The 21,154-nt window shown below is 42.8% G+C and carries 20 protein-coding genes, 1 tRNA gene and 1 pseudogene; 16 read left to right on the top strand and 6 right to left on the bottom strand.

The genetic code is table 11. The annotated features are described in order from the left end of the window. Nucleotides 1-13: 13 nt before the first annotated feature. From nqrF to ACT3RN_RS05060, 12 genes are all read left to right on the top strand, one after another. Nucleotides 14-1,249 (top strand): NADH:ubiquinone reductase (Na(+)-transporting) subunit F, encoded by a 1,236-nt coding sequence (nqrF, locus tag ACT3RN_RS05115; protein ID WP_192519584.1) that lies wholly within the window; start codon nucleotides 14-16, stop codon nucleotides 1,247-1,249. Nucleotides 1,250-1,411: 162 nt separating this feature from the next. Then, the gene (locus ACT3RN_RS05110) at nucleotides 1,412-2,212 is read left to right on the top strand and encodes an SDR family NAD(P)-dependent oxidoreductase (RefSeq protein WP_442061867.1); all 801 of its coding nucleotides are present in this window, start codon (nucleotides 1,412-1,414) and stop codon (nucleotides 2,210-2,212) included. Nucleotides 2,213-2,460: 248 nt separating this feature from the next. After that, the gene (locus tag ACT3RN_RS05105) at nucleotides 2,461-3,582 is read left to right on the top strand and encodes an FAD:protein FMN transferase (RefSeq protein WP_444518514.1); all 1,122 of its coding nucleotides are present in this window, start codon (nucleotides 2,461-2,463) and stop codon (nucleotides 3,580-3,582) included. Nucleotides 3,583-3,859: 277 nt separating this feature from the next. After that, nucleotides 3,860-4,105, top strand: a complete 246-nt coding sequence (nqrM, locus tag ACT3RN_RS05100; RefSeq protein WP_192520196.1) for a (Na+)-NQR maturation NqrM — start codon at nucleotides 3,860-3,862, stop codon at nucleotides 4,103-4,105. Between the two features lie 436 nt (nucleotides 4,106-4,541). Next, nucleotides 4,542-5,810 (top strand): MFS transporter, encoded by a 1,269-nt coding sequence (locus ACT3RN_RS05095; protein ID WP_192991932.1) that lies wholly within the window; start codon nucleotides 4,542-4,544, stop codon nucleotides 5,808-5,810. A 94-nt stretch (nucleotides 5,811-5,904) separates the two neighbouring features. Beyond that, nucleotides 5,905-6,789 (top strand): arylesterase, encoded by an 885-nt coding sequence (locus ACT3RN_RS05090; RefSeq protein WP_442074690.1) that lies wholly within the window; start codon nucleotides 5,905-5,907, stop codon nucleotides 6,787-6,789. Beyond that, nucleotides 6,786-7,511: an ABC transporter ATP-binding protein gene (locus ACT3RN_RS05085; RefSeq protein WP_192991934.1), complete on the top strand. Its 726-nt coding sequence runs from the start codon at nucleotides 6,786-6,788 to the stop codon at nucleotides 7,509-7,511. The genes ACT3RN_RS05090 and ACT3RN_RS05085 overlap by 4 nt, the downstream gene beginning before the upstream one ends. After that, the gene (locus tag ACT3RN_RS05080) at nucleotides 7,504-10,119 is read left to right on the top strand and encodes an ABC transporter permease (protein ID WP_226945071.1); all 2,616 of its coding nucleotides are present in this window, start codon (nucleotides 7,504-7,506) and stop codon (nucleotides 10,117-10,119) included. Before ACT3RN_RS05085 ends, ACT3RN_RS05080 begins: the two co-directional genes overlap by 8 nt. A gap of 144 nt (nucleotides 10,120-10,263) precedes the next feature. Then, a complete protein-coding gene (locus ACT3RN_RS05075; RefSeq protein ID WP_192991935.1) occupies nucleotides 10,264-11,214 on the top strand; it encodes a hypothetical protein in 951 nt (316 codons plus the stop codon). After that, complete coding sequence (locus tag ACT3RN_RS05070) at nucleotides 11,211-11,912, top strand: hypothetical protein (protein WP_192991936.1); 702 nt, start codon at nucleotides 11,211-11,213, stop codon at nucleotides 11,910-11,912. Before ACT3RN_RS05075 ends, ACT3RN_RS05070 begins: the two co-directional genes overlap by 4 nt. Nucleotides 11,913-12,270: 358 nt before the next feature. After that, nucleotides 12,271-13,602, top strand: coding sequence for a valine--pyruvate transaminase (locus ACT3RN_RS05065; RefSeq protein ID WP_442061856.1), 1,332 nt, complete (start codon nucleotides 12,271-12,273; stop codon nucleotides 13,600-13,602). A 100-nt stretch (nucleotides 13,603-13,702) separates the two neighbouring features. Beyond that, on the top strand, nucleotides 13,703-14,134 hold the full coding sequence (locus ACT3RN_RS05060) for a hypothetical protein (RefSeq protein ID WP_192991938.1): 432 nt from the start codon (nucleotides 13,703-13,705) through the stop codon (nucleotides 14,132-14,134). 15 nt (nucleotides 14,135-14,149) lie between these two features. On the opposite strand, the gene ACT3RN_RS05055 is transcribed toward ACT3RN_RS05060, so the two are convergent. The 4 genes from ACT3RN_RS05055 to hisB form a co-directional block, all read right to left on the bottom strand. Next, nucleotides 14,150-15,265, bottom strand: coding sequence for an SH3 domain-containing protein (locus tag ACT3RN_RS05055; RefSeq protein WP_192991939.1), 1,116 nt, complete (start codon nucleotides 15,263-15,265; stop codon nucleotides 14,150-14,152). A gap of 94 nt (nucleotides 15,266-15,359) precedes the next feature. After that, entirely contained in the window at nucleotides 15,360-15,734 is a 375-nt protein-coding gene (locus ACT3RN_RS05050; protein ID WP_192991940.1) for a hypothetical protein, read from the bottom strand. Nucleotides 15,735-16,049: 315 nt separating this feature from the next. After that, nucleotides 16,050-16,694 carry an imidazole glycerol phosphate synthase subunit HisH gene (gene hisH, locus ACT3RN_RS05045; RefSeq protein WP_192991941.1) on the bottom strand — a complete coding sequence of 215 codons (645 nt, stop codon included), beginning with the start codon at nucleotides 16,692-16,694 and terminating at the stop codon, nucleotides 16,050-16,052. Beyond that, a complete protein-coding gene (hisB, locus tag ACT3RN_RS05040) occupies nucleotides 16,694-17,341 on the bottom strand; it encodes an imidazoleglycerol-phosphate dehydratase HisB (protein WP_192991942.1) in 648 nt (215 codons plus the stop codon). The genes hisH and hisB overlap by 1 nt, the downstream gene beginning before the upstream one ends. A 313-nt stretch (nucleotides 17,342-17,654) precedes the next feature. On the opposite strand from hisB, the gene ACT3RN_RS05035 reads away from it, so the two are divergent. Together ACT3RN_RS05035 and ACT3RN_RS05030 are read left to right on the top strand one after the other, a co-directional pair. Further along, nucleotides 17,655-18,077 carry a hypothetical protein gene (locus tag ACT3RN_RS05035; RefSeq protein WP_442061854.1) on the top strand — a complete coding sequence of 141 codons (423 nt, stop codon included), beginning with the start codon at nucleotides 17,655-17,657 and terminating at the stop codon, nucleotides 18,075-18,077. Nucleotides 18,078-18,199: 122 nt separating this feature from the next. After that, nucleotides 18,200-18,275 (top strand) — tRNA-Phe (locus ACT3RN_RS05030). 90 nt (nucleotides 18,276-18,365) lie between these two features. Here the strand turns inward: ACT3RN_RS05030 and ACT3RN_RS05025 are convergent. After that, complete coding sequence (locus tag ACT3RN_RS05025) at nucleotides 18,366-18,707, bottom strand: hypothetical protein (protein ID WP_442061852.1); 342 nt, start codon at nucleotides 18,705-18,707, stop codon at nucleotides 18,366-18,368. Nucleotides 18,708-18,808: 101 nt separating this feature from the next. On the opposite strand from ACT3RN_RS05025, the gene ACT3RN_RS05020 reads away from it, so the two are divergent. Both ACT3RN_RS05020 and ACT3RN_RS05015 read left to right on the top strand, forming a co-directional pair. Beyond that, on the top strand, nucleotides 18,809-19,309 hold the full coding sequence (locus ACT3RN_RS05020) for a DUF4385 domain-containing protein (protein WP_442061849.1): 501 nt from the start codon (nucleotides 18,809-18,811) through the stop codon (nucleotides 19,307-19,309). A gap of 270 nt (nucleotides 19,310-19,579) precedes the next feature. Beyond that, nucleotides 19,580-20,260, top strand: a complete 681-nt coding sequence (locus tag ACT3RN_RS05015; protein WP_442063499.1) for a phosphoglycolate phosphatase — start codon at nucleotides 19,580-19,582, stop codon at nucleotides 20,258-20,260. A 95-nt stretch (nucleotides 20,261-20,355) separates the two neighbouring features. Here ACT3RN_RS05015 and ACT3RN_RS05010 read toward each other — a convergent pair. Further along, a pseudogene (locus tag ACT3RN_RS05010) lies at nucleotides 20,356-21,000 on the bottom strand (ATP-binding protein); the annotation flags it as partial. Between the last annotated feature and the right edge of the window lie 154 nt (nucleotides 21,001-21,154).

Here is a 21,154-nt window from a genome sequence, read left to right as displayed (position 1 = left end):
AAGGATACCTACCATGGATTACGCTACGGCGATTGGTGGCGTTGCGATGTTTACCTTGATCATCATGGGCCTTGTCGCCATTATTTTGGCGGCACGCTCAAGACTGGTCAGTTCAGGCGATGTTACCATCCATATAAATGATAATCCCGATAATGACGTCGTGACACCAGCAGGCGGTAAACTACTGCAAACACTTGCGAGCGAAGGTATTTTCTTATCTTCAGCATGTGGTGGCGGTGGTACCTGTGCACAGTGTCGTTGCCGCGTTATTGAAGGGGGTGGATCTATTCTGCCCACCGAAGAAGGCTATTTTACTCAAGGCGAAATCCGCAATCACATGCGCTTAGCTTGTCAGGTAGCTGTTAAGCAAGACATGGAAATTGAGATTGACCCTGAGTTCTTTGATGTTCAAAAATGGGAATGTGAAGTTATCTCTAATGAGAACGTTGCCACCTTCATTAAAGAGCTGGTACTTAAAATCCCAGAAGGTGAAGAAGTTAATTTCCGTGCTGGTGGTTATGTACAGTTGGAAGCGCCACCGCATGAAGTACACTATAAAGACTTTGATATCGCAGAAGAGTACCGTGAAGATTGGGAAAAGTTCGGCATCTTTAAATATGTTTCAAAAGTTGATGAGCCAGTTATTCGTGCTTACTCAATGGCAAACTACCCAGAAGAAAAAGGTCTTATCAAGTTCAACATCCGTATCGCTAGTCCACCGCCACGTGGTCCTGATGGGATTCCACCAGGCAAAATGTCTTCTTGGGTATTCAGTCTAGTACCTGGTGACAAAGTGACTGTATCTGGTCCTTATGGTGAGTTTTTTGCTAAAGAGACTAAAGCTGAAATGATTTTTGTTGGTGGTGGTGCAGGTATGGCACCGATGCGCTCACATATTTTCGATCAGCTAAAACGCTTGCACACAGACCGCAAAATTAGCTTTTGGTATGGTGCACGTTCTATTCGTGAAATGTTCTATGTGGAAGATTACGATCAGCTGCAAGAAGAGTTTGCTAACTTTGAATGGCATGTCGCATTATCAGATCCTCTACCTGAAGACAATTGGACCGGCTATACTGGCTTTATCCATAACGTATTGTTAGAAGAGTATCTGAAAAACCATCCAAACCCAGAAGATTGTGAGTATTACATGTGTGGGCCACCAATGATGAATGCAGCCGTCATCGACATGTTGCACAGCTTAGGTGTTGAAGATGAAAACATCATGCTTGATGACTTCGGTGGTTAAGTAGAAAAATAGTTTGTAAAGTACATAAAAAAAGAGCCTCACTTGAGGCTCTTTTTTATTGCTAAATAACTTACCTTAAAGAATAAAACAACAAATCTAAATATCAAACGCTCTTCTTTATCCTATATTATTAATTGTTTATTAGCCTGAGAAAGGATTCTTATGAAAACCAAATATAATGCATTAACTATCTGGATAACGGGGGCTTCTAATGGTCTTGGTGAAGCACTAGCCATTGCCTTTGCCAAACGTGGGGCAACAATTATTCTGAGCGGGCGTGATGAAGCAAAGCTACAGGCTGTTAAAAAACGCTGTAAACAAAGTAAGAAACACTTCATCGTAGCTTTTGACATTAGCGATGCCAATCAAACAAACGAAGCCTATAAGTCTGCTCAGCAACAAGCAGGAAAAATTGACTGGCTTATTAACAATGCTGGTATCAGTCAACGCTCGCTTATCATGGACACAACTGAAGACGTCGAACGCAAAATCATGGAGATAGATTATTTTGCGCAAACCCGTCTGACCAGATTGCTATTACCAGATATGCTCGAACAAGGCGGTGGTAAAGTGGTGATGGTATCAAGTGTAGCAGGGTTGTTAGGTACACAATATCGCGGTGCTTATGGTGCAGCCAAAGCCGCGCTTCATATGTGGGCAAACAGTCTACGCGCTGAACTGTATGAACAAGGAATAGAGGTCGCGACAATATTCCCAGGGTTTATTCAAACCAATGTCTCTATAAATGCTTTGACTGGCGACGGCAGCACGCAAGGCACGATGGATGAAGCAACCAGTAACGGACTGACCACGGCTGCATTTGCCAAGCAAGTCGTAAAAGCACTGACTAAAGATGAAGAATATATCATCGTGGCCGGTACTAAAGAGAAACTGGCGACCAGAGTCAATCGATTATCACCGCCCAAGCTTTATAAACTCATCCGTGAGTCAGAAGTGACATAAAAAAGCGATAAAGACAGTTTTTACAAAATCTCCAAATATAGCCCCGTGGTATTAGCTACGAGTATCTAGGACGTATCTTTCGCTTATTCGATAGTCATCTAACTGATGATAAAAATGAAGACACACCCTAGCATGATGAGTACAAGTACTTTTTACGCTCAAAGCGATTGGCGTTATTGGTGGCAAGAGGTGTAGAATAAGCACCTTATTCAAAGCATCACTCACCTTCCTGCTATAGCAAAAAGCTTATGAAAACGACCATAATTTCTAACAAAATGATTCACACAGGCTATGGCGCCATTGCTCTCGCTGGTGTGCTTAGTCTCACTGCTTGCCAGCAAAAAACGCTAGATTACGATTATCTGGCTGGTGAGACCATGGGTACTAGCTATCATATCAGTTATCAGCTGCCTACTGATGTCGATGAAGCGGCTATACAAGCATCGATTGATAAGCGCCTAAAGCAAATCAATGACAGTATGTCTACCTATCAAACAGACTCGACCATTTCTAAATTTAATCAGTTGGGTAAAGACACGCCTACCCCTATCGATGCAGATTTCAGCCGTGTGCTTGATGTCTCACGTATAGTCTATCAGCAGTCTAACGGTGCATTTGACCCAACCGTCATGCCCTTAGTAGAAACATGGGGCTTTGGTAGCACTATGACAGTGGATCGCTTACAAAGTCCGCCAACTGCCGTAGAGATTGCTCAAGCAAAAGCATTGGTAGATTTTGATAGTATTATAAAAAAAGACCAAACCGTCTATAAGACCAAAGATAGTATCGGGCTTGATTTTTCAGCCGTTGCCAAAGGCTATGGCGTCGATGTGATCGCTGACGTATTGAGAGACGATTACAAAATTCGTAACTATATGGTAGAGATCGGTGGAGAGATTTCGACAGCTGGTGTTAATAATCAACAGCAGCCATGGCAAATTGCAATTGATGCGCCAATTCAAGGCAGTACCGTCAGCGAACGTCAGACGATATCAGTGATTCGCCAGCCTATAAATACTAATAATAAAATGCATTTAGCCACATCTGGCAACTATCGCAATTCGGTGATATTTGATGGCAAGCGCTATAGCCACACGATTGACCCATCTACTGGAAAGCCTATCGCTGGTGGCGCACCTTCAGTGACTGTTGCTGCAGATTCCGTGGCACTAGCCGATGCATGGGCGACGGCCTTGACGGCAATGCCATATCATAAAGCACTAGAGATTGCTAAAGCACAAAACCTAGCAGCCATGTTTGTCGTCTTAACCGATGAGGCAAAAACGAGTCATACTGATGACAGTATCGACGATTGGCACGTGGTAGAAACACCTGCGATGCAAGCGTTACGCGCTGATAAAAAGCTTTAGACTTTATGTCTAATAATGAACGAACACCATAGGTATAAACGAGTGAAACAAAAATTTGTTATACTGCTATCTAGGGTGTGCAATTAATTAGCACATTGATGCAATTTATGGCTTTAAAATGGCTAAATTTTAATGCTCATAATCTAATTGGTGATACGCCCTAGATACTACTTATTTTATTAAGTATGTAAATAATCTTTAAATATATAGATAATATTTAAGATGTATCGTTATCATAAAGATAACTACCCTATTTTTGAGAACTGAGGTGCTCACCATGCTTAGCCAATTGCTTCCCATGCTCGCTATTACATTTGCTGTATTCGTCCTGTTTTTTGTCTTTATGGGCATCGGTTATATGGTAAAAAAGAAACCACTTAAAGGGTCTTGTGGTGGTGTTGCTAAACTGATGGGTAACGAAAAATGCTCATACTGCGGTGATGATCCCAATAAGTGCGATTCTATCGTCGCTGAACAACAAGAAAACGCGCTTAAAGCGGCTCAGTTAGGCAAGTCAGTATAAACTCAATGTAAAATTGTCTAACCTAGAATGACAATGATTAGGTATCAAAATTTTACTGTGTATTGCCTAAAAAATAGCCACTGCCAGTACCATATTAAAATGTTACACACTCTAGTATTTGCCTGATATCTGTTCTTATAATAGTGCCACGTCCTTTGAAATAGGCTGGCACTATTTTTATTGTGTTATGCTTTATAGTATGACTCAGATCGCAATACACTTTTCAAAGTTACCACTCTTATATTATATCTACCCTGCTTAATAAGATGGCAAGCTCGTATCTCTTACGTTCTATAAATACTTTCTAATTTACGATTTTAGTTTACGATATCAGCCACTTTTGGTGTGCGTTTTCTTTGGTGTCATTTGCAAGCAATGATTCTTCAGTGCTGTTAAATGACGTGTTTTTTCTTATTCTAATAATAATCGTGCTGCTATGCCTACCTCTTCTAACTCAAAAATTAATTTGCCATCACAGCCTCATTCTGACAATGCCTCGCCATTGAAGCCACCCTCTTCACGCTTTATTTTTTGGCTTGTGTTATGTGCCATGGTTCTACTTGCCAGCAACATGCGAGCGCCTATCGTGGCGCTAGGCTCTATTGCACCAGTGGTAAAAGACGCACTCCATATCTCAGAGACACAAATTGGCTGGCTGGGTGCGGTACCCATGCTATCTTTTGCTATTGGCGCACTCGTCTCACCAATGATTGGCAAGCGGTTTGGGCTAGAAAATACGCTTATTATAGTGATTGCGCTATTGACCACAGGGATGATTATTCGTAGTGTTGTGCCAACTTGGCATTGGTTTTTGGCAGGTACGTTATTATTGACACTGGCTATCGGTTTTGCCAATACGTTAGCAGCACCAGTTATTAAGCAGCGTACCCCACAACATATCCCGCTGATTACTGGTGCGTTAAGTCTCACGATGACTATATCAGCAGGTATCGTCGCAGGTGTAATATTACCGTTATCTGAGCAGGCAGGTTGGCAGTGGGCACTTGGTGGCTGGGCCATATTGGGCATCCTCGCCCTCGTACTGTGGGGGTTTTTACGGGTGCGTTTGGGATCATCTAACCATCAAGCAGCACTCCTACCAACGTCAAGCGCTTCCGACATATCAATATGGCGTATGCCGTTTTCTTGGCAGATCGCGGTACTGATGGGTTTGCAGTCTTTATTGTTTTATACCGTGGCCAGCTTCTTACCTTCCATTTGGGCCAGTAAAGGGTTGTCAGCGGTACAGGCGGGGCAAATGGGCTCCGTATTTCAGTTTATGGCACCGTTATCTATTTTGAGCTTAACGTGGCTCGTCAACCGTGGTCGCCCTATTCAAGCGTTAGCAGTGGTTGCCGCTGTGCTAAATGTCATTGGCATATTGGGTGTCAGTTACCTCTCAACTGACTTAGCATGGTTATGGTCAGGCATGATGGGCATGGGCTGTGCGGCAATCTTTACCCTATGTATGATGTTGTTCTCTATGCGCACCTATACGACCAATCAAGCGAGTGAGCTGTCAGGTATGGCGCAAGCAGTCGGTTATGTCCTTGCGTTTTTTGGACCATTAGGTACTGGCTGGTTACATGAAGTGACGGGGAATTGGGATTTACCATTGCTGCTTATTTTGATATTAATGGTGGTTAATGTCGGCATCGCTTGGCTGGTCAGTCGTCCTGTTATGGTCGATGGTAAAAAGTTTTAATATTTACGATTAGATAAAGTAACCTTAGGATAATATTGATATTCTTCTTATTTTGCTACACTGTTTAAATTACATATAAGACAGAATAACTATTATGAATCTACCTTCTCGTTTTTCTCGACATCTGCCAGCAATGGCAACGCTAACCATAGCGTTAGTCATCGCTGGTTGCCAAAACAGCTCCGAGCCAACTGACGCTACCGATGCGCAAAATACCAGCTCGCAAAGCACTGATTTACAAAGCACTGATGTACAAAGTGCTGATTCAGAAAACACTGAGGCGTCAACCGCCAATGCTCAAACCAATAACAATCAAGTAGCGGCTGAGTCTACAGACGGACAACAGATCACCTCGCCACTGACGATATTAGCGCTTGGCGATTCATTGACTGAAGGTCTTGGTGTTGATAGTGATGCCAACTATCCTGCGCAATTAGAAGCCAGCTTAAAAGAGCTCGGCTATACCAATGCCAAGGTCATTAACTCAGGCTTGAGTGGTGAAACCAGCACTGGCTTGGTCAATCGACTGGATTGGGTGGCGCAGACCGAACCTGATATTACTATCTTGACGATTGGTGCCAATGATGCCATGCGTGGCCTAGATGTAGCGACCATTGAGGAGAACATCCGTACTGCAGTTAAGCGTCTACAGGATAATGGCAGTGAGGTAATCTTGGGTGGCATGTCGATCTATGACAATCTAGGTAATGACTATGTTTCTGCGTTTTCAGACATCTACCCTCGTGTAGCAGAGGATATGAATGTCCCCCTTATTCCTTTCTTTTTAGAAGGCGTGGGCGGTGATCCTGATCTCAACCAAGCAGATGCCATTCACCCGACCAAAGATGGCTACACGATTATCGTCAATGACAATATCTTACCTATTTTAAAGCCTGAGCTTAAAAAGCTGCAAGCCAGCAATACCGCTGATGCAACAGCGTCAACCACTACTAACGCGCCAACTGAGACCATGCAATGACATCATCACGTTCTGCTGACAAAGCACCGCCTAGCACGACAGAAAAAGCCTTATTGACCGCCTCGCATTTAAACAAAACTGTGCAAGTCGGTGAACAAACATTATCCATCATTAAAGACGTAAACGTTTATATCAATGCAGGCGAGTTTGTGGTCATCATGGGTAAGTCTGGCTCTGGTAAATCGACCTTATTAGGACTATTAGCAGCATTAGATTACCCAGACAATGGCACTGTCGAGCTGGCAGGTCAAATGCTCAGTAGCCTTGATGAAGATGCCCTAGCGGCTATCCGTCAGCGTGATATGGGCTTTGTGTTCCAGTCATTTCACCTATTGCCAACCTTGACAGTAGCTGAAAATATTGCCTTTCCGCTAGATATCGCACGGCAGCCAAACCCTGCACGAGTCGATGAATTAATCGACGCTGTTGGCCTCGGTCACAGACGAGACAGTTTACCCAACCAATTATCTGGCGGTGAGCAGCAACGTACTGCTGTCGCCCGAGCACTGGTATCGCATCCAAAAATCGTATTCGCTGATGAACCTACGGGTAACTTGGATGAGCAAAACGCCGATCAAGTCATGCAGCTATTGTTAGATTTACGACAGCAAGTCGGTTCGGCATTGGTGGTCGTGACCCATGACCCTGCACTGGCTGAGATGGCAGACCGCGTCATTACGATGCATGATGGCATCATAGATGGATCAGCTGCTAATGGATAAGCCTTCTATAGATACCAATGGCAACACCGACGCTCTGACGCAAGACAAAAGTAGCAACCCTTTCAGTACTCGTACGTTAGGTGCACAGGCTTTGTCTCGCAGCTGGTGGCGACGCTGGGTATATCCGCTGCTATTCTTACTCACGTTGATGCTATCGCTTGCCACTTATCTGACGTTGGACTCTATCCAACAGTCAGTAAATACCTATGTCAATGACAATCAGCTGGCGCTCGTCGGTGGTGATTTAATACTAGAAAGCAACCAAGCATGGCCTGAGGAAGTCTTGGCACAAGTCCAGACATTGCCTGATAGCCAAACGGTTTATGATTATCAATTCAACGCCATGTTGGTCGCAGCAGACCAAACGCTGTTGGCTCGTATTAAAGGCGTCACGGCTGCTTATCCTCTATATGGTAACGTCGAGCTGGCGTCGGGCAAGCCACTCTCCGAGCAGCTGAGTACCGATAGCGTGGTCGTCGCGCCGGAAGTGCTGAGAAGCCTAAACGTCGATATCGGTGACAGCATCACTATTGGTGAGGGAAAATTCACCATTAGTGATGAGTTGATTAGAGAACCAGATCGCCCGCTGACCGCCTTTGGCTTCGGTGGTCGTGTCATGATGCAGCAAGACGCATTAGAATCGACCAATCTCATGGGGCAGCGCAGCCGAGTCAGTTATCAAATCGAGATGGCAGGTACGCCTGAAGCGATCGCCACTCAGCGTGAACAGCTGACACAGATGCTGGTCAATTATCCTGAGATTGAGCTGTCTGACTCTACCTCAGAGGAGACATCTGTCTCACGCATCTCTGACAATGTATTGATGTTCCTAAAATTGCTAGTCATTGCTGTTCTCTTATTGTCTGCGGTTGCCATGTATGGAGTGATTACTGCGTTTGTGTCCAAGCAGCAATCTAACGATGCCATACGCATGGCGCTAGGTGAGACCAATCGTTCGATTAAACGTAGCTATTATTGGCTGCTATTAATCATGGCAGCCTTGGCCTGCGTCGCTGCCGTGTCGCTGAGCCTTGTACTGCTCAAAATTGGTCAACCGTATCTGACGGCCATACTGCCAGCAGATCTGGGACTGGCTATTAATCCGATTAGTATCTTCAAAACCATCGTCATCGCCCTTGTCATGACGCTACTGATTACCCAGCGTAGTCTGCGCGCGCTTGGTGGTACAAAGCCTGCGGTATTGCTAAATCAAGCGTCTGATCAATCATCAAAACGCCTGTCTTGGCAGCAGCGGATACCATTCTTACGCTATGGATTACTACTCATCGGCCTCTACGCCTTCCTTGCTTACGAAGTGCAATCTTTAGCATTGGGCGCGCAGATACTGGTTGGGTTGATTGTATTCATTGCGGTATTTTGGGCACTGGCACGTGGTTGGCTCAAGCTGCTGGCGCGCATCGCCACTGGCAAAAAAATCAGCTGGATGCAGCGTATTGCGATTCATAATCTAGCGCGTAAAGGCAATCAGTCAGCGTTGTTCTTTGTGACATTGTCATTATCCGTTGCGGTATTGACCCTTATCACGTCGATTAACCATAGTATCAATGAGCAGTTTATCAATGCGTATCCTGAAGATGCGCCAAATCTATTTTTATTGGATGTACAGACCGATCAGCACGACAAGATAGACAGTATTATCAAAGAGCCTGTCACTTATTATCCAGTGATTCGAGCACGTATTGGCACGGCTAACGGTGTCGAACCCAAAGATATCGACGCGCCTGAAGGCGAAGACGACCCGACTCGCGTGTTCAATTTAAGTTATTCCGATACGATCATGGACACAGAGTTCATTACTGAGTCGCTGACTGACGATGCGCTTTATACTCCCATTGAAAATCAGGATGCGAGTGCCTCTGCGATTTCGCAAGTGCAGCCGCTGTCTATTTTGGACACGGCAGCCGAGATGCTAAATGTCGGCATGGGTGATCAAATCAGCTTCAATATTCAAGGTATCGAGTTGGTCGGAGAGATTACCAGTATTCGCTCGCGTTTCGAGCGTGGCCCGAGTCCATTTTTCTACTTCTTGTTTGAGCCTGAAATACTGGCTAGCGCACCGCAAATCCAATTTGCGACGGCGCATGTCTCTGCCGATGATATCCCTGATCTGCAAGGTGAGCTGGTACGCGAATTCCCCGCTGTGACCAGTATCGACGGTACGATTATCGCGGAGCAAGTCCAAGGGTTGGTCGCGCAGATGAGCCGCTTGGTGTATATCTTTACTTTGCTCGCCTTGCTGACGGGCATCATGGTGCTCATCAGCTCGCTACTCTCTACGTCACAAGATCGTATGAAAGAGAGTGCGTCGTTTAGACTACTGGGTATGCAAAAGCGTGACTTGTATATGCTCAATATCTTAGAGCTGGGTGTGCTTGGGATTAGTGCGGCGACATTTGCGGTGATTATCGCCACTGGCGGTGCTTGGCTAGCGGTTACTCAGTGGTTCAATCTACGCTTTAGTGTGCCGTGGGCAAACTTAGGACTTGGCGGCATTGCGTTAGTTGCCTTGCTGTTTGCCATTGCTATTATATATGTGAGATTGGTGATTGGGCGCGGAATTATGGCGCGGGTAAGGGCGATGGTTTAGTGAAAATTCTAAGTCTTTTTATAATTTAACCTTTAATTTCAAGACCTAAACAAATAGACCGACCTTATGTTACTCAACACTTGCTAGTAGAATAGCCATCATATATATTGACATACCAAAATATTTCTAGCGAATAGGGTTTTTATGGATATACCGAGTAAAGAGGAAGTTATAGATTTTGTACACAAGAACTTCGGCCAAGAAAGCTCTAAGAATCTAAAAAACATCAGTAAAGGCGGAAATAACAATCAAAAAGGCAGAGACTACGAAAACCAATTCTTGCTTTATAAAACTTTTGAAATAGCCAATAAGTACCCTCATAGTTGTGCTAATCAAATCGTTGATTCTCAAGTCATTGGTTTTGTAGATGATATTTGTCATATTGACTATGAGATAAGTACAAAGTACAATTTTCAAGCTAAAAATTCGTCTGGAGATGCGGCTAAGTGGACAGATGAGATTAGCAATCGTTTCCGAAAACAAAGAAGTATTGATGCTAATCTTTTTAAGGTTGACACCACGGAGAACTGCTTATTAGTTTCGAGCAAAAAACATGCCTCAGAGAACCAAGAGAGAATCCCTATTGATTTAAAGAATAATGATACTTGTGAATACTTTGAGTTTTACCCAAACATATATGACCTAGTTCGCAATACTGATTTGTATCAATATATTGCCAAACTTATCGAACGTCCTTCTAGTTCTGAGTGTGATTATGCTGCTATCTTAATAAATGGCGTTTTGCAGGCTGGAAAGCATAAAACTATTAAAGATATTTTCAAGCAAGCAGAGTCTGATGCGAACCCAAATCCTTTCATAAAATTTCGTACCCACACTGCTAAAATTCCTAATTGGGTACAACAAATATTGACAAAATATTCACATTGTGTTGTGTATAGTTTAAACTATGACAAGTTGATCCTTGATGTAAACGGAATGAAGGTAACATGTAGTGCACAGTTTCTAAGAGAAATTCCTGAATCCGTAATGAAGAGCACTACAAATATTCAAGAATTAGTGAGCTTGATGCTGTCGGTTACTGGTTATAATATTATGAAATCTCTAGAATCCTCCAATATGGGAGAGATAAAATGAGTAGAATTTACACCTCTATTGCTACACCTGAAGCACAAAAGCAACTTAACTGTCTTTTGGAAAGCTCAGATGTGCCTAAATTATATCAGTCAGCTATGAAAGAGTTAGGTAGACTCCTAGCTGAAGCTATTTTACCTGATTTTATAAAACATAAAAGTACTGAGGCTATTGTAGTTTCAACTGCCGAAGATGCTGATTATCTCCAGTATGGCGTATCAGCTACATTGAAAAGCAATAAGGTAAATACTAAACTCGCTGTATTTTGGAATCATCATTACCAGTTACCTAGCCAAACTAGCGTAGCACCAATTCTTCATAGCTTTATTGAACCAAACTATGAAGATATAGATAATGTTATAATCGTTAAATCTGTTATGTCAGGTAGCTGTGTGGTTCGTACTAACCTTATTGAGATGTTAGACAAAATTAATAAGATTAATAAAATATATATTCTGTCACCTGTAGCTCATGAAAAATCTGAACAAAAATTAAAGGACGCTTTTCCAAAGGAAATTTCTAGTAAATTTGAGTTTATTTGTTTCGCTATAGACGATAGAAAAAATAAGGAAGGTGAAGTTGTTCCTGGTATAGGGGGCCAAATCTATAACTTATTAGGCTTAGATAACCAACCAGCTCTTACAGGATATATGCCTAATGTAGTTAAAGATCTTGCTTTTGCCGATTTAGAATATTCTTGAATAACTAGAAGCTTTGGAAGATACTACTATTTTAAATAAATAATTCCTTTTTCTTGCTTCGGAACAACTAATATTAAACTAGCACCTTACTCAATAAATAAAATTTATTGACTAGTTATTTACTCCTTTTCTAAACACCCCTACTAGAAATTTTCTTAGCCTCACAAACCCAAAACGCCTTCTATTCATTTAGAGGGCGTTTTTTGATTCGTTCAACGTATCAGCATATAAACCAATATCAGCCATGCAGTTTGCTTATTTATTGGGGGGATTACCTAGCCCTCATTTGCTATACTAGCCTAACTTTTATCAATCAAATTCCTTATTACAACATCCTCCAAAACAGCATGGTAGTCTTATGAAATTCTCAAAGTTCGGTCAAAAATTTACCCAGCCTACTGGCATCTCACAATTGATGGACGATCTAGGCGACGCGCTAAAAAGCGATCAGCCAGTCAATATGCTGGGCGGTGGTAACCCTGCCAAAATTGATGCCGTCAACGAGCTATTCCTAGAGACTTATAAAGCGCTTGGTAATGACAATGACGCAGGCGTGCCCAATAGTAGCGCGATTATCAGCATGGCAAACTACTCTAATCCGCAAGGGGATGCCGCCTTTATCGAAGCCTTGGTTGGCTTCTTTAACCGTCATTATGATTGGAACCTCACCTCAGAAAACATCGCCCTGACCAATGGCTCACAGAATGCGTTTTTCTATCTGTTTAATCTGTTTGGCGGCGCTTTCGCTGATGAAAGCAATCAAGATAAAACAAGCGAATCTATCGACAAGTCCATTCTACTGCCATTGACCCCTGAGTATATCGGCTATAGCGACGTGCATGTCGAAGGTCAGCATTTCACGGCCGTACTGCCACATATCGATGAAGTGACTCATGATGGCGAGGACGGCTTCTTTAAATATCGTGTGGACTTTGACGCATTAGAGAACTTGCCAGCACTACAGGAAGGTCGTATCGGTGCGATTTGCTGCTCACGCCCGACCAACCCAACTGGCAACGTGCTGACCGATGACGAAATGGCGCATCTGGCCGAGATTGCCAAACGTTATGACATACCGCTTATCATCGATAACGCTTACGGCATGCCCTTCCCTAACATCATCTACTCTGATGTCAATCTAACGTGGGACGACAATACGATTCTATGCTTTAGCCTCTCTAAGATTGGCCTGCCTGGTATGCGTACGGGTATCATCGTTGCGGCTCCTGAAGTCATCGCTGCCGTTAGCTCGATGAATGCCGTGGTCAATCTAGCGCCGACGCGTTTTGGTGCAGCGATTGCCACACCACTAGTAAAAGACGACCGTATCAAGCAATTATCAGATGACGATATCAAACCGTTTTATCAACAGCAAGCGAACCTAGCTGTGAAGCTGTTAAAAGAAGCATTGGGTGATTACCCACTGATGATTCATAAGCCTGAAGGCGCGATTTTCTTATGGTTGTGGTTTAAAGACTTACCGATTAGTACGCTTGAGCTATACGAACGTCTCAAAGAAAAAGGCACGCTTATTGTGCCAAGTCAGTATTTTTTCCCTGGTGTCGATGTCAGCGATTATCAGCACGCACATGAGTGTGTTCGCATGAGTATCGCGGCTGACGAGCAGACGCTGACTGATGGTATCAAAGCGATTGGTGAAGTGGTGCGTGAATTGTATGATACAAAATAGGCTTTGCAAGTGAGCTGAGAGTTGCAATCAAACCTAGTATAAAAGTATTCGAAAGTCTTTACGCCAGTTACCGCCATCACATTACTTTAGGAATCATTAAATGAGATTTATATCAGCTATAGTCTTACTTCTAATGTCTGGCTGTAGCTCTGTACATTCCGATAGCGCCAACTATAAAGTTTTGATTCATGGCAATGAGGAATGCCGATATGACTATGCTGTAGAAGACTTCTGCGACGAATATAATCAAATATCTTATGAAAATGCTGACAAGACTATCAATTTTGATAAAAATAAAATTTTAGTATTTCCGAAAGATAACTTTGGTTATTTAGTTGTTATAAACCCAGAAACTCAAATAGTTTATCCTTTTAGATACTTAGTTAATTATAAAAAACTAAGTTTTTCTAAAGATTCTAACGAATTCTGTATAGAGGGAGATATCTCTGCTTATCGTGATGAGGATAGTGGATACTTCTGTTTTGAGTTTACTGAAAACAACTTTGAGCGCATTTACGATGCTACTCGCTAGTATTTAGCCTAACAATTATAGATTTACCTTTATCCTAATATATTGAAAAGTATCATTAAGATCATTAAAGTTGCCGTTTTCTTTCCAGAAGGCGGCGCTATGAGTAACCGCTAAATATAAATAGCCGTCTCTTGCCCAAAATATGTCTTTTGGCTCCTCCATAGGCATCCAATGCATAAATCCTGCACTCATAATCGGGATGATGTCTGTTCCCTTAATTCTATACAGCTCTAGATCGGTGTATTGCTCATATGGGTTGGTATAGGCTGAGATGATATATTTTTTATTGGGCGAGATATGAGGATAATCTATAAACGTCTGCGTCGTCTCACCCGAATTTTTATCAATCATCTTATAGTCACCGCTTTCCCAGTAACCTCCACTGACCAAATACTGATTTAACGGGGCAATCTGACCTACGTACTCAAAAATCTGATACCCATCATTATCTACATTCTTATCAGTGAACGTTACTACCTTGCCAGCAGTTGGAATGGATATCACCCCATTTCTCTTTTTAATACTTTCATCTTTTGATAAAATATCAACGGCAAGTGGACGTTTTTTCTCAAAAAAAGCCTTATCAATCAGCTCTATTTTCAGGTAGTCGTTAAGTGCTTTCCCATCTTCAAAAGACTCGTAATCTTCGCCGACGGATAGATACGCTAGTATGTTTAAGTCTTCAGCAGTCAATACCACCTTATCAAAGGTACCAACATCACTTTTTTTGATATAGACTTTCTCATCTTGATTAGCAGAGACGTGTCGACCCTCATCATCTTCATATTCCCTATGTACCACCGCTTTGATACCGTACCACTCTTTATTGTCTTCAATGACGTCTAGTTTCTCACCAAAGATATAGCTTTTCACCTTTCGAGCAGCGCCGCTTGGTAACTGACGTGCGATTGCTCCATCTTTTGCCGTCACGTAGACTTGCTTCAATACAATCGTATCATCATAGTCAATCTCGATACCATCACGATTGTATTGTGCCAAAAGTGCTGCCGATATGGGTTTATTGAGGTCGATGATGACGTCTTGATTTGCCACTGCTGAATGATAGCTAAATGTCATTAGACATAGAACGATAGAAGAAAAAATATGAGTAGGTATTTTAAATGAAGGCATGATATGGACTGCTATGTATTTTATGAACCTTATACCATAAAAATCCCACTTAAGTTCACTTTATTAGCATTTGACAGAAAATTGCTTCGGCGTGTTAGCGCTGCTTTAATAGTTTACTTGAGGAGTTAGACGAACGAAATATCTTCGTCCATTTGTTTAAGCCATACAGCACATAGGACAGCATGCAAGTATTAATCAGATCACGAATACTCGCGACAATCTGTTTACGGTTTAAACCCGTTAGACCTAGCGATTCAATCGTTTCTCGATTGTCCAGATATTCACCCAACAGCGCAATACAAGTCATGACAATCAAAGCGACAAACGCTCGAATACCTTGGCTTTTGATGATAGGTCGCAGTAGCACTAGACACAGCAAATACACACCGACACCGACATAGATATGCAAGGCATCTTTTGCCAGCCCTGTCGCTTCGATAATACTCATTTTAAAGGCGGTAAAATCCACGATATATTCCAAATATAAACCAGTAGCAAACAACTAAACACAAAAAAGAGCTTGCGACCATGCAAACTCTCTTGCGCGAGGATAAAACATAACCCACTCGACTGCCAAATCAAATATCTAGGGCGTGTCCTCACTTTAAAAAAAGTCACTTTAAAAAAGAAGTCATTTTGAAAAAGGAGACAAATGGCAGCCAAATGAAAAAGTCATTACAGATAATATCGAGATATTAACAAGTTGCTTGATGCAGTTTGGTAACGATTTGGCTATTTTTAGCTTATTTAACCCTTATGATTCAGATTTAGGACACATCCGAATTTACACATCCCACTCGACGAAGTTCTTTAACAGCTGCAAGCCAGCAGTGTGGCTCTTTTCTGGATGGAACTGCGTTGCAAATAAGTTATCTTGGATAACACTGGCACAAAACGGCTGACCATAGTCACATACCGCAGCCACTTGTGAGCGATCGGCAGGCTCGCAGTAATAACTATGGACAAAGTAAAAATGCGCCTTGTCTTCGATACCAGTCCATAATGGATGATCAAAATCCATACCACTGATGGTATTCCAGCCCATATGCGGTACTTTTATCGTTGCACCTTGCTGATCTGTCCACGTCGGGTCAAATGCCTCTACCGTGCCCTTTAAGATGCCAAGACAGTCGGTACCGCCATTTTCAGCAGACTGCGCAAACAGTGCCTGCATGCCCACACAGATGGCCATGACAGGTTTGTTAAATACAGCGTCGCGTATGACTTCATCAATTCCTGCCTCATGCATGCCAGCGATACAGTCACGCATGGCACCGACACCAGGGAAAACGATTTTGTCTGCTGCAGCGACGACTTTTGGGTCGTTGGTGATAGAGACGTCTGCCCCGACCACTGACAGTGCTTTACTGGCGGAATGCAAATTGCCCATACCATAATCTAATAGTGCTACTTTGATTACTTTAGCCATTAAAACGCCTCTTTGGTCGATGGCAAGGTGTTTAGCGCACGCTCATCATATTCGCAAGCCATACGCAGGGCGCGAGCAAATGCTTTAAAGGTAGACTCGATTTGGTGATGGCTGTTTTTGCCCTTCAAATTGTCCAAATGCACAGTCATCCACGAGTGGTTGACGAAGCCATAGAAAAATTCGCTAAACAGATCAACATCAAATTTACCCACATGCGAGCGAGTAAAAGGGATATCCATGTGCAGGCCAGGACGACCTGACAGATCAACAACCGCACGGGTTAATGACTCATCGAGTGGCGCATAAAAATGCCCATAACGACGGATGCCTTTTTTGTCACCCAATGCTTTATTAAACGCTTGTCCAAGCGTAATACCAGTGTCTTCTACACTATGGTGATCATCGATAAAAGTATCGCCGTTACATTTAATCTCTAAGTCAAACAAACCATGACGCTTGATTTGATCAATCATATGATCCAAAAATGGTACACCAGTGTCTACCGTGCCTTGACCAGTCCCATCAAGATTGACGGTACAAGTGATTTGCGTTTCGGCAGTGATACGCTCAACGGTCGCGATGCGCTCGGGGCGGCCGTGTAAGTTTGCATTTTTTGGTGCATTTTGCTCAGTTGCGTTGGCTGTCATGGCTACTCTCTATCAGTTTTTTATCAGTGAAAAGCGGTCAATAAAATAGGACGATAATACGGCCCAGTCTTTAAATAAGTGAATAACAAAAAAATCTATCAATGGTTACGTATGATACGAACAATATTATTGTCTACACGCCTTAGGCGTTGTCTACCTTCATCATAGCAAACCCTAACATTTACTGCTATGTCCAAGCCGTAAACCACGCACAAATTTACGTCATTCTGCTAAAATAGTGACTTTAGTTTTATTAATCATAGGCGATGACAGTGCTATGATGTCATGCTATATACAATTATAGGACTCCACCATGCCCTTAGAAGCGATCGCTATCAATAGCTTGGATGCACCACTGATTAAAAAACCTGCCCGCGAAAACGAGCTAGCAGAACGCCTGCACGCTTTGTATGACAGCGAAGACACTCAGCCTAGCGGCACAGAGGTACTCAGTCTCATTGAGCAAGGGTTTAAGCGTGGGCAGTATCTCTATGTCGGTATGTTCAATGATAAGCCGATCGCTGCGGTCGCCTGTTTTGATGATGGACAGACCAATGCTAAGCGCTTGCAGTATTTAACGGTGCATGCGCAAAACCGTGGCCGTGCCATTGATGCCAAGTTTATTAAAATGGTCTATGATGCCGAAGTAAAGAAAGGAGTACGTGAGTTTGTCCCTGCAGATACTGACATTCATCGTATTATGAGCGAGTATGAGCTACTACGGGTAAAAGACTGAATCGAGCGCTGATACGGTTAATTTTGCCCATATCTGACTATTTATCGTCTTTTATCAGATATAATGCAAAAACTACTTGACAGTAGCGCTTATATTTAGTTTAATAGCGCCTCAACGAAGACGGCTCGATAGCTCAGTCGGTAGAGCAACGGATTGAAAATCCGTGTGTCGGCAGTTCGAACCTGCCTCGAGCCACCATTCGTTTAAGAATTCTAAAAAGCCCCAGACATTGTGTTTGGGGCTTTTTTTATGTTTGGATTTTATACCTAAGGATATTTTAAACCACCTTTACACGTGCTTGTTTAATAACAACTCACATCGCTCATTTGAATCTAAGCTATAAACCGTCGCACGGTAATCAATACCATGACGCCCTTCAAAAAATACCACCCGATCACCCACTGCTAAAAAACAAGACGTACGAGCATTATAAATAAAATCATCAATCACAAATGCTTGATCACGATCTATCTCGCTTACGGTGTACGTCTCTCCTTCAGGAATCAGTTTTTCGAACCACGCACTATAGGCCGCATTAGTGGTTAGTAGGCCCATCAGTACTGTCGATATCATAAGTACATTTTTTAATGACTTTATGAGAATCGAATAAGCGATAGATATTTTATTCATGATTGGTTTCCTGATGGTCACAGCTGAACAACATTTTTAAGCTATTTTTTCAACAACTCGGTTCAGTATACTAAATATCGATATGCTGAACAGGTGATATTATGCGAGAGTTTGATTACGACTTGGATTATAAACATTTAGATCTGCGCGCACAGCCTGAATTGTATCGTGTCGGACGCGGTGAGCAAGGCGTGTTACTGGTTGAGCCATACAAATCGGAAATACTACCGCACTGGCGCTTTGCTACTCCTGATATCGCAACCGAGAGTAGCGATACTATTTATCAAATGTTTTTAGATTATTTGGCTGATGATGATTTTATCGGTGCTGATATGGCTCGTAAATTCATCCAAATGGGCTATACCCGTGCTCGCCGCTATGCCAACCACAAAGGTGGCAAAAAATATAAAGGCGCTGTCCCTGATGATAAAAAAGGTCAAAGCGGTGCGCATGGACGTGACGAGCTACCACGGCAAGTCGAAGATCCTATCAAAGCAGAGTCTGCCCGTATATTTAAACAAAAATGGGACGAGTGTCGTGAGAACAAAAAGTATCTCAGAATGAAAAAAGAGCATCGTGAACGTTATAAAGAGGTTGAGTAGTTACCTCTGTTTGTCATATTAAAAAATTAAAAAAGTGAACTCTCTCACCCTAAAAGATGGCTGTGCTAAGGTATAGTGCAAAGCTCTATAGTCAAAGTATGTTTAAATCGCTACAGTGCTGCTGGGATAAATTTTTCGCAGCCTCTGTGAATACAGCAAGCAAGTAAAATTTGTACCAGTAACACCATAATACAATCATATCGGTTTTATGTTTCTTTGACTATATACCACACACATAACAAATATAACTGTTTCAAATAGCGAGGAATAATGGATAAGCAACTGTTAATTTTTGATTTCGACGGAACACTCATCGATAGTGTGCCTGATTTGGCTGATGCGACTAACGCTATGTTAACCACGCTGGGCAAAGAGACTTATCCTATCGAAACGATACGCAACTGGATAGGCAATGGCTCAAGATTACTGGTCGAGCGCGCGCTAGTGGGTAAGGTAGAAGTATTAGCAGGCGAGCTAACGCCCGAAGAGGCTGATCACGCAGAGCAGGTATTTTTTGAAGCTTATAAAAATCTTAGTGGTAGCAAAACTGTCGCTTACCCAGATGTCGATAGCGGACTGAAGAAACTGAAGGATGCAGGTTATACACTGGCGTTAGTCACCAATAAACCCATTCGTTTTGTCCCAAAAATATTACAATCCTTTGGTTGGCAGGATTTGTTTAGTGAAGTGCTAGGCGGTGATAGCCTCTCAACCAAAAAGCCCGAACCTGCGCCGCTATTGCATGTCTGTGAGACGTTGAATATCTCATCAGAAAAAGCCGTGATGATTGGTGATTCTAGAAACGATATATTGGCCGGACAAAACGCCAATATAGACACGCTTGGACTGTCTTACGGCTACAACTATGGACAAGACATCCGTGAATTGAATCCGACCGAAGCATTTGATAGCTTTAAAACGCTACAAGACTACCTGCTTAAACAAGCATAATCCCAAAAATTTTCACAAGGTTAGTCGCATTTCGTTTGGCTTACCTTGTGGAGCTTATCTTTTGGGAATGTGGGACTTATCTTGTGGTAATAGAGTCACTTACTACGATAGCTCAGCGCCTCAGATACATGAGCACTGGTGATAGTGTCGCTATCAGCAAGGTCAGCGATAGTGCGAGCTACTCGTAACACTCGATGATAGCCACGAGCAGATAAATTTAGGCGCTGCTGAGCCAGCTGTAATAGCTGCTGTTCGCCCTCTCCTAGTTGGATATATTTGTCAATCTCGCTAGGGCTAAGCTCATTGTTCACTTTACCCTGACGCTGTATCTGACAGTCGTGTGCCTTCGAGACTCTGTGGCGTACTTGTTCGGAGGCTTCTCCCGCTCGTGCATTTTGCAAATCTGCAATCGGTAAAGCAGGTACAGTGATATGCAAGTCAATGCGATCAAGCAACGGCCCTGATAGCTTGTCTTGATAGCGCTTAATTTGCTGAGCACTACAACGGCAGCGCCCCGAACCATCGCCATCATAACCACATGGGCAAGGGTTCATAGCAGCGACCAATTGAAAGTTAGCAGGGAAAGTCATTTGAGAATTTGCACGGCTGATAGTTATTTGCTTGGCTTCTAATGGCTGACGCAACACCTCTAATACCGTCCGATCAAACTCAGGTAACTCGTCTAAAAATAACACGCCCTTGTTCGCAAGCGTAATCTCACCAGGTTTCGGACGCGAGCCCCTGTCGCTTTTCTTAATAAATGTCAGGTATACTGTCAATAACCTTACTTTATAGCTTAAATTACCTTAATAGATATCAATCATTCCTTTATAACCTGTCAACTAATTACATACTATACCCAATAGGTGTCAAAGATTATGCAACAAATGAGAG

Source organism: Psychrobacter sp. AOP5-GZ1-6 (assembly GCF_052376345.1).
Taxonomy (GTDB): Bacteria; Pseudomonadota; Gammaproteobacteria; order Pseudomonadales; family Moraxellaceae; genus Psychrobacter.
Note: the sequence above shows the minus strand (reverse complement) of the source record. Positions and strands in the feature narration are given on the sequence as shown.

Bases quoted from the DNA above. Each gene is read 5' to 3' on its own strand.
- nqrF (WP_192519584.1), top strand. From the start codon at position 14: ATGGATTACGCTACGGCGATTGGTGGCGTTGCGATGTTTACCTTGATC.
- ACT3RN_RS05110 (WP_442061867.1), top strand. From the start codon at position 1,412: ATGAAAACCAAATATAATGCATTAACTATCTGGATAACGGGGGCTTCT.
- ACT3RN_RS05105 (WP_444518514.1), top strand. From the start codon at position 2,461: ATGAAAACGACCATAATTTCTAACAAAATGATTCACACAGGCTATGGC.
- nqrM (WP_192520196.1), top strand. From the start codon at position 3,860: ATGCTTAGCCAATTGCTTCCCATGCTCGCTATTACATTTGCTGTATTC.
- ACT3RN_RS05095 (WP_192991932.1), top strand. From the start codon at position 4,542: ATGCCTACCTCTTCTAACTCAAAAATTAATTTGCCATCACAGCCTCAT.
- ACT3RN_RS05090 (WP_442074690.1), top strand. From the start codon at position 5,905: ATGAATCTACCTTCTCGTTTTTCTCGACATCTGCCAGCAATGGCAACG.
- ACT3RN_RS05085 (WP_192991934.1), top strand. From the start codon at position 6,786: ATGACATCATCACGTTCTGCTGACAAAGCACCGCCTAGCACGACAGAA.
- ACT3RN_RS05080 (WP_226945071.1), top strand. From the start codon at position 7,504: ATGGATAAGCCTTCTATAGATACCAATGGCAACACCGACGCTCTGACG.
- ACT3RN_RS05075 (WP_192991935.1), top strand. From the start codon at position 10,264: ATGGATATACCGAGTAAAGAGGAAGTTATAGATTTTGTACACAAGAAC.
- ACT3RN_RS05070 (WP_192991936.1), top strand. From the start codon at position 11,211: ATGAGTAGAATTTACACCTCTATTGCTACACCTGAAGCACAAAAGCAA.
- ACT3RN_RS05065 (WP_442061856.1), top strand. From the start codon at position 12,271: ATGAAATTCTCAAAGTTCGGTCAAAAATTTACCCAGCCTACTGGCATC.
- ACT3RN_RS05060 (WP_192991938.1), top strand. From the start codon at position 13,703: ATGAGATTTATATCAGCTATAGTCTTACTTCTAATGTCTGGCTGTAGC.
- ACT3RN_RS05055 (WP_192991939.1), bottom strand. From the start codon at position 15,265: ATGCCTTCATTTAAAATACCTACTCATATTTTTTCTTCTATCGTTCTA.
- hisH (WP_192991941.1), bottom strand. From the start codon at position 16,694: ATGGCTAAAGTAATCAAAGTAGCACTATTAGATTATGGTATGGGCAAT.
- hisB (WP_192991942.1), bottom strand. From the start codon at position 17,341: ATGACAGCCAACGCAACTGAGCAAAATGCACCAAAAAATGCAAACTTA.
- ACT3RN_RS05035 (WP_442061854.1), top strand. From the start codon at position 17,655: ATGCCCTTAGAAGCGATCGCTATCAATAGCTTGGATGCACCACTGATT.
- ACT3RN_RS05025 (WP_442061852.1), bottom strand. From the start codon at position 18,707: ATGAATAAAATATCTATCGCTTATTCGATTCTCATAAAGTCATTAAAA.
- ACT3RN_RS05020 (WP_442061849.1), top strand. From the start codon at position 18,809: ATGCGAGAGTTTGATTACGACTTGGATTATAAACATTTAGATCTGCGC.
- ACT3RN_RS05015 (WP_442063499.1), top strand. From the start codon at position 19,580: ATGGATAAGCAACTGTTAATTTTTGATTTCGACGGAACACTCATCGAT.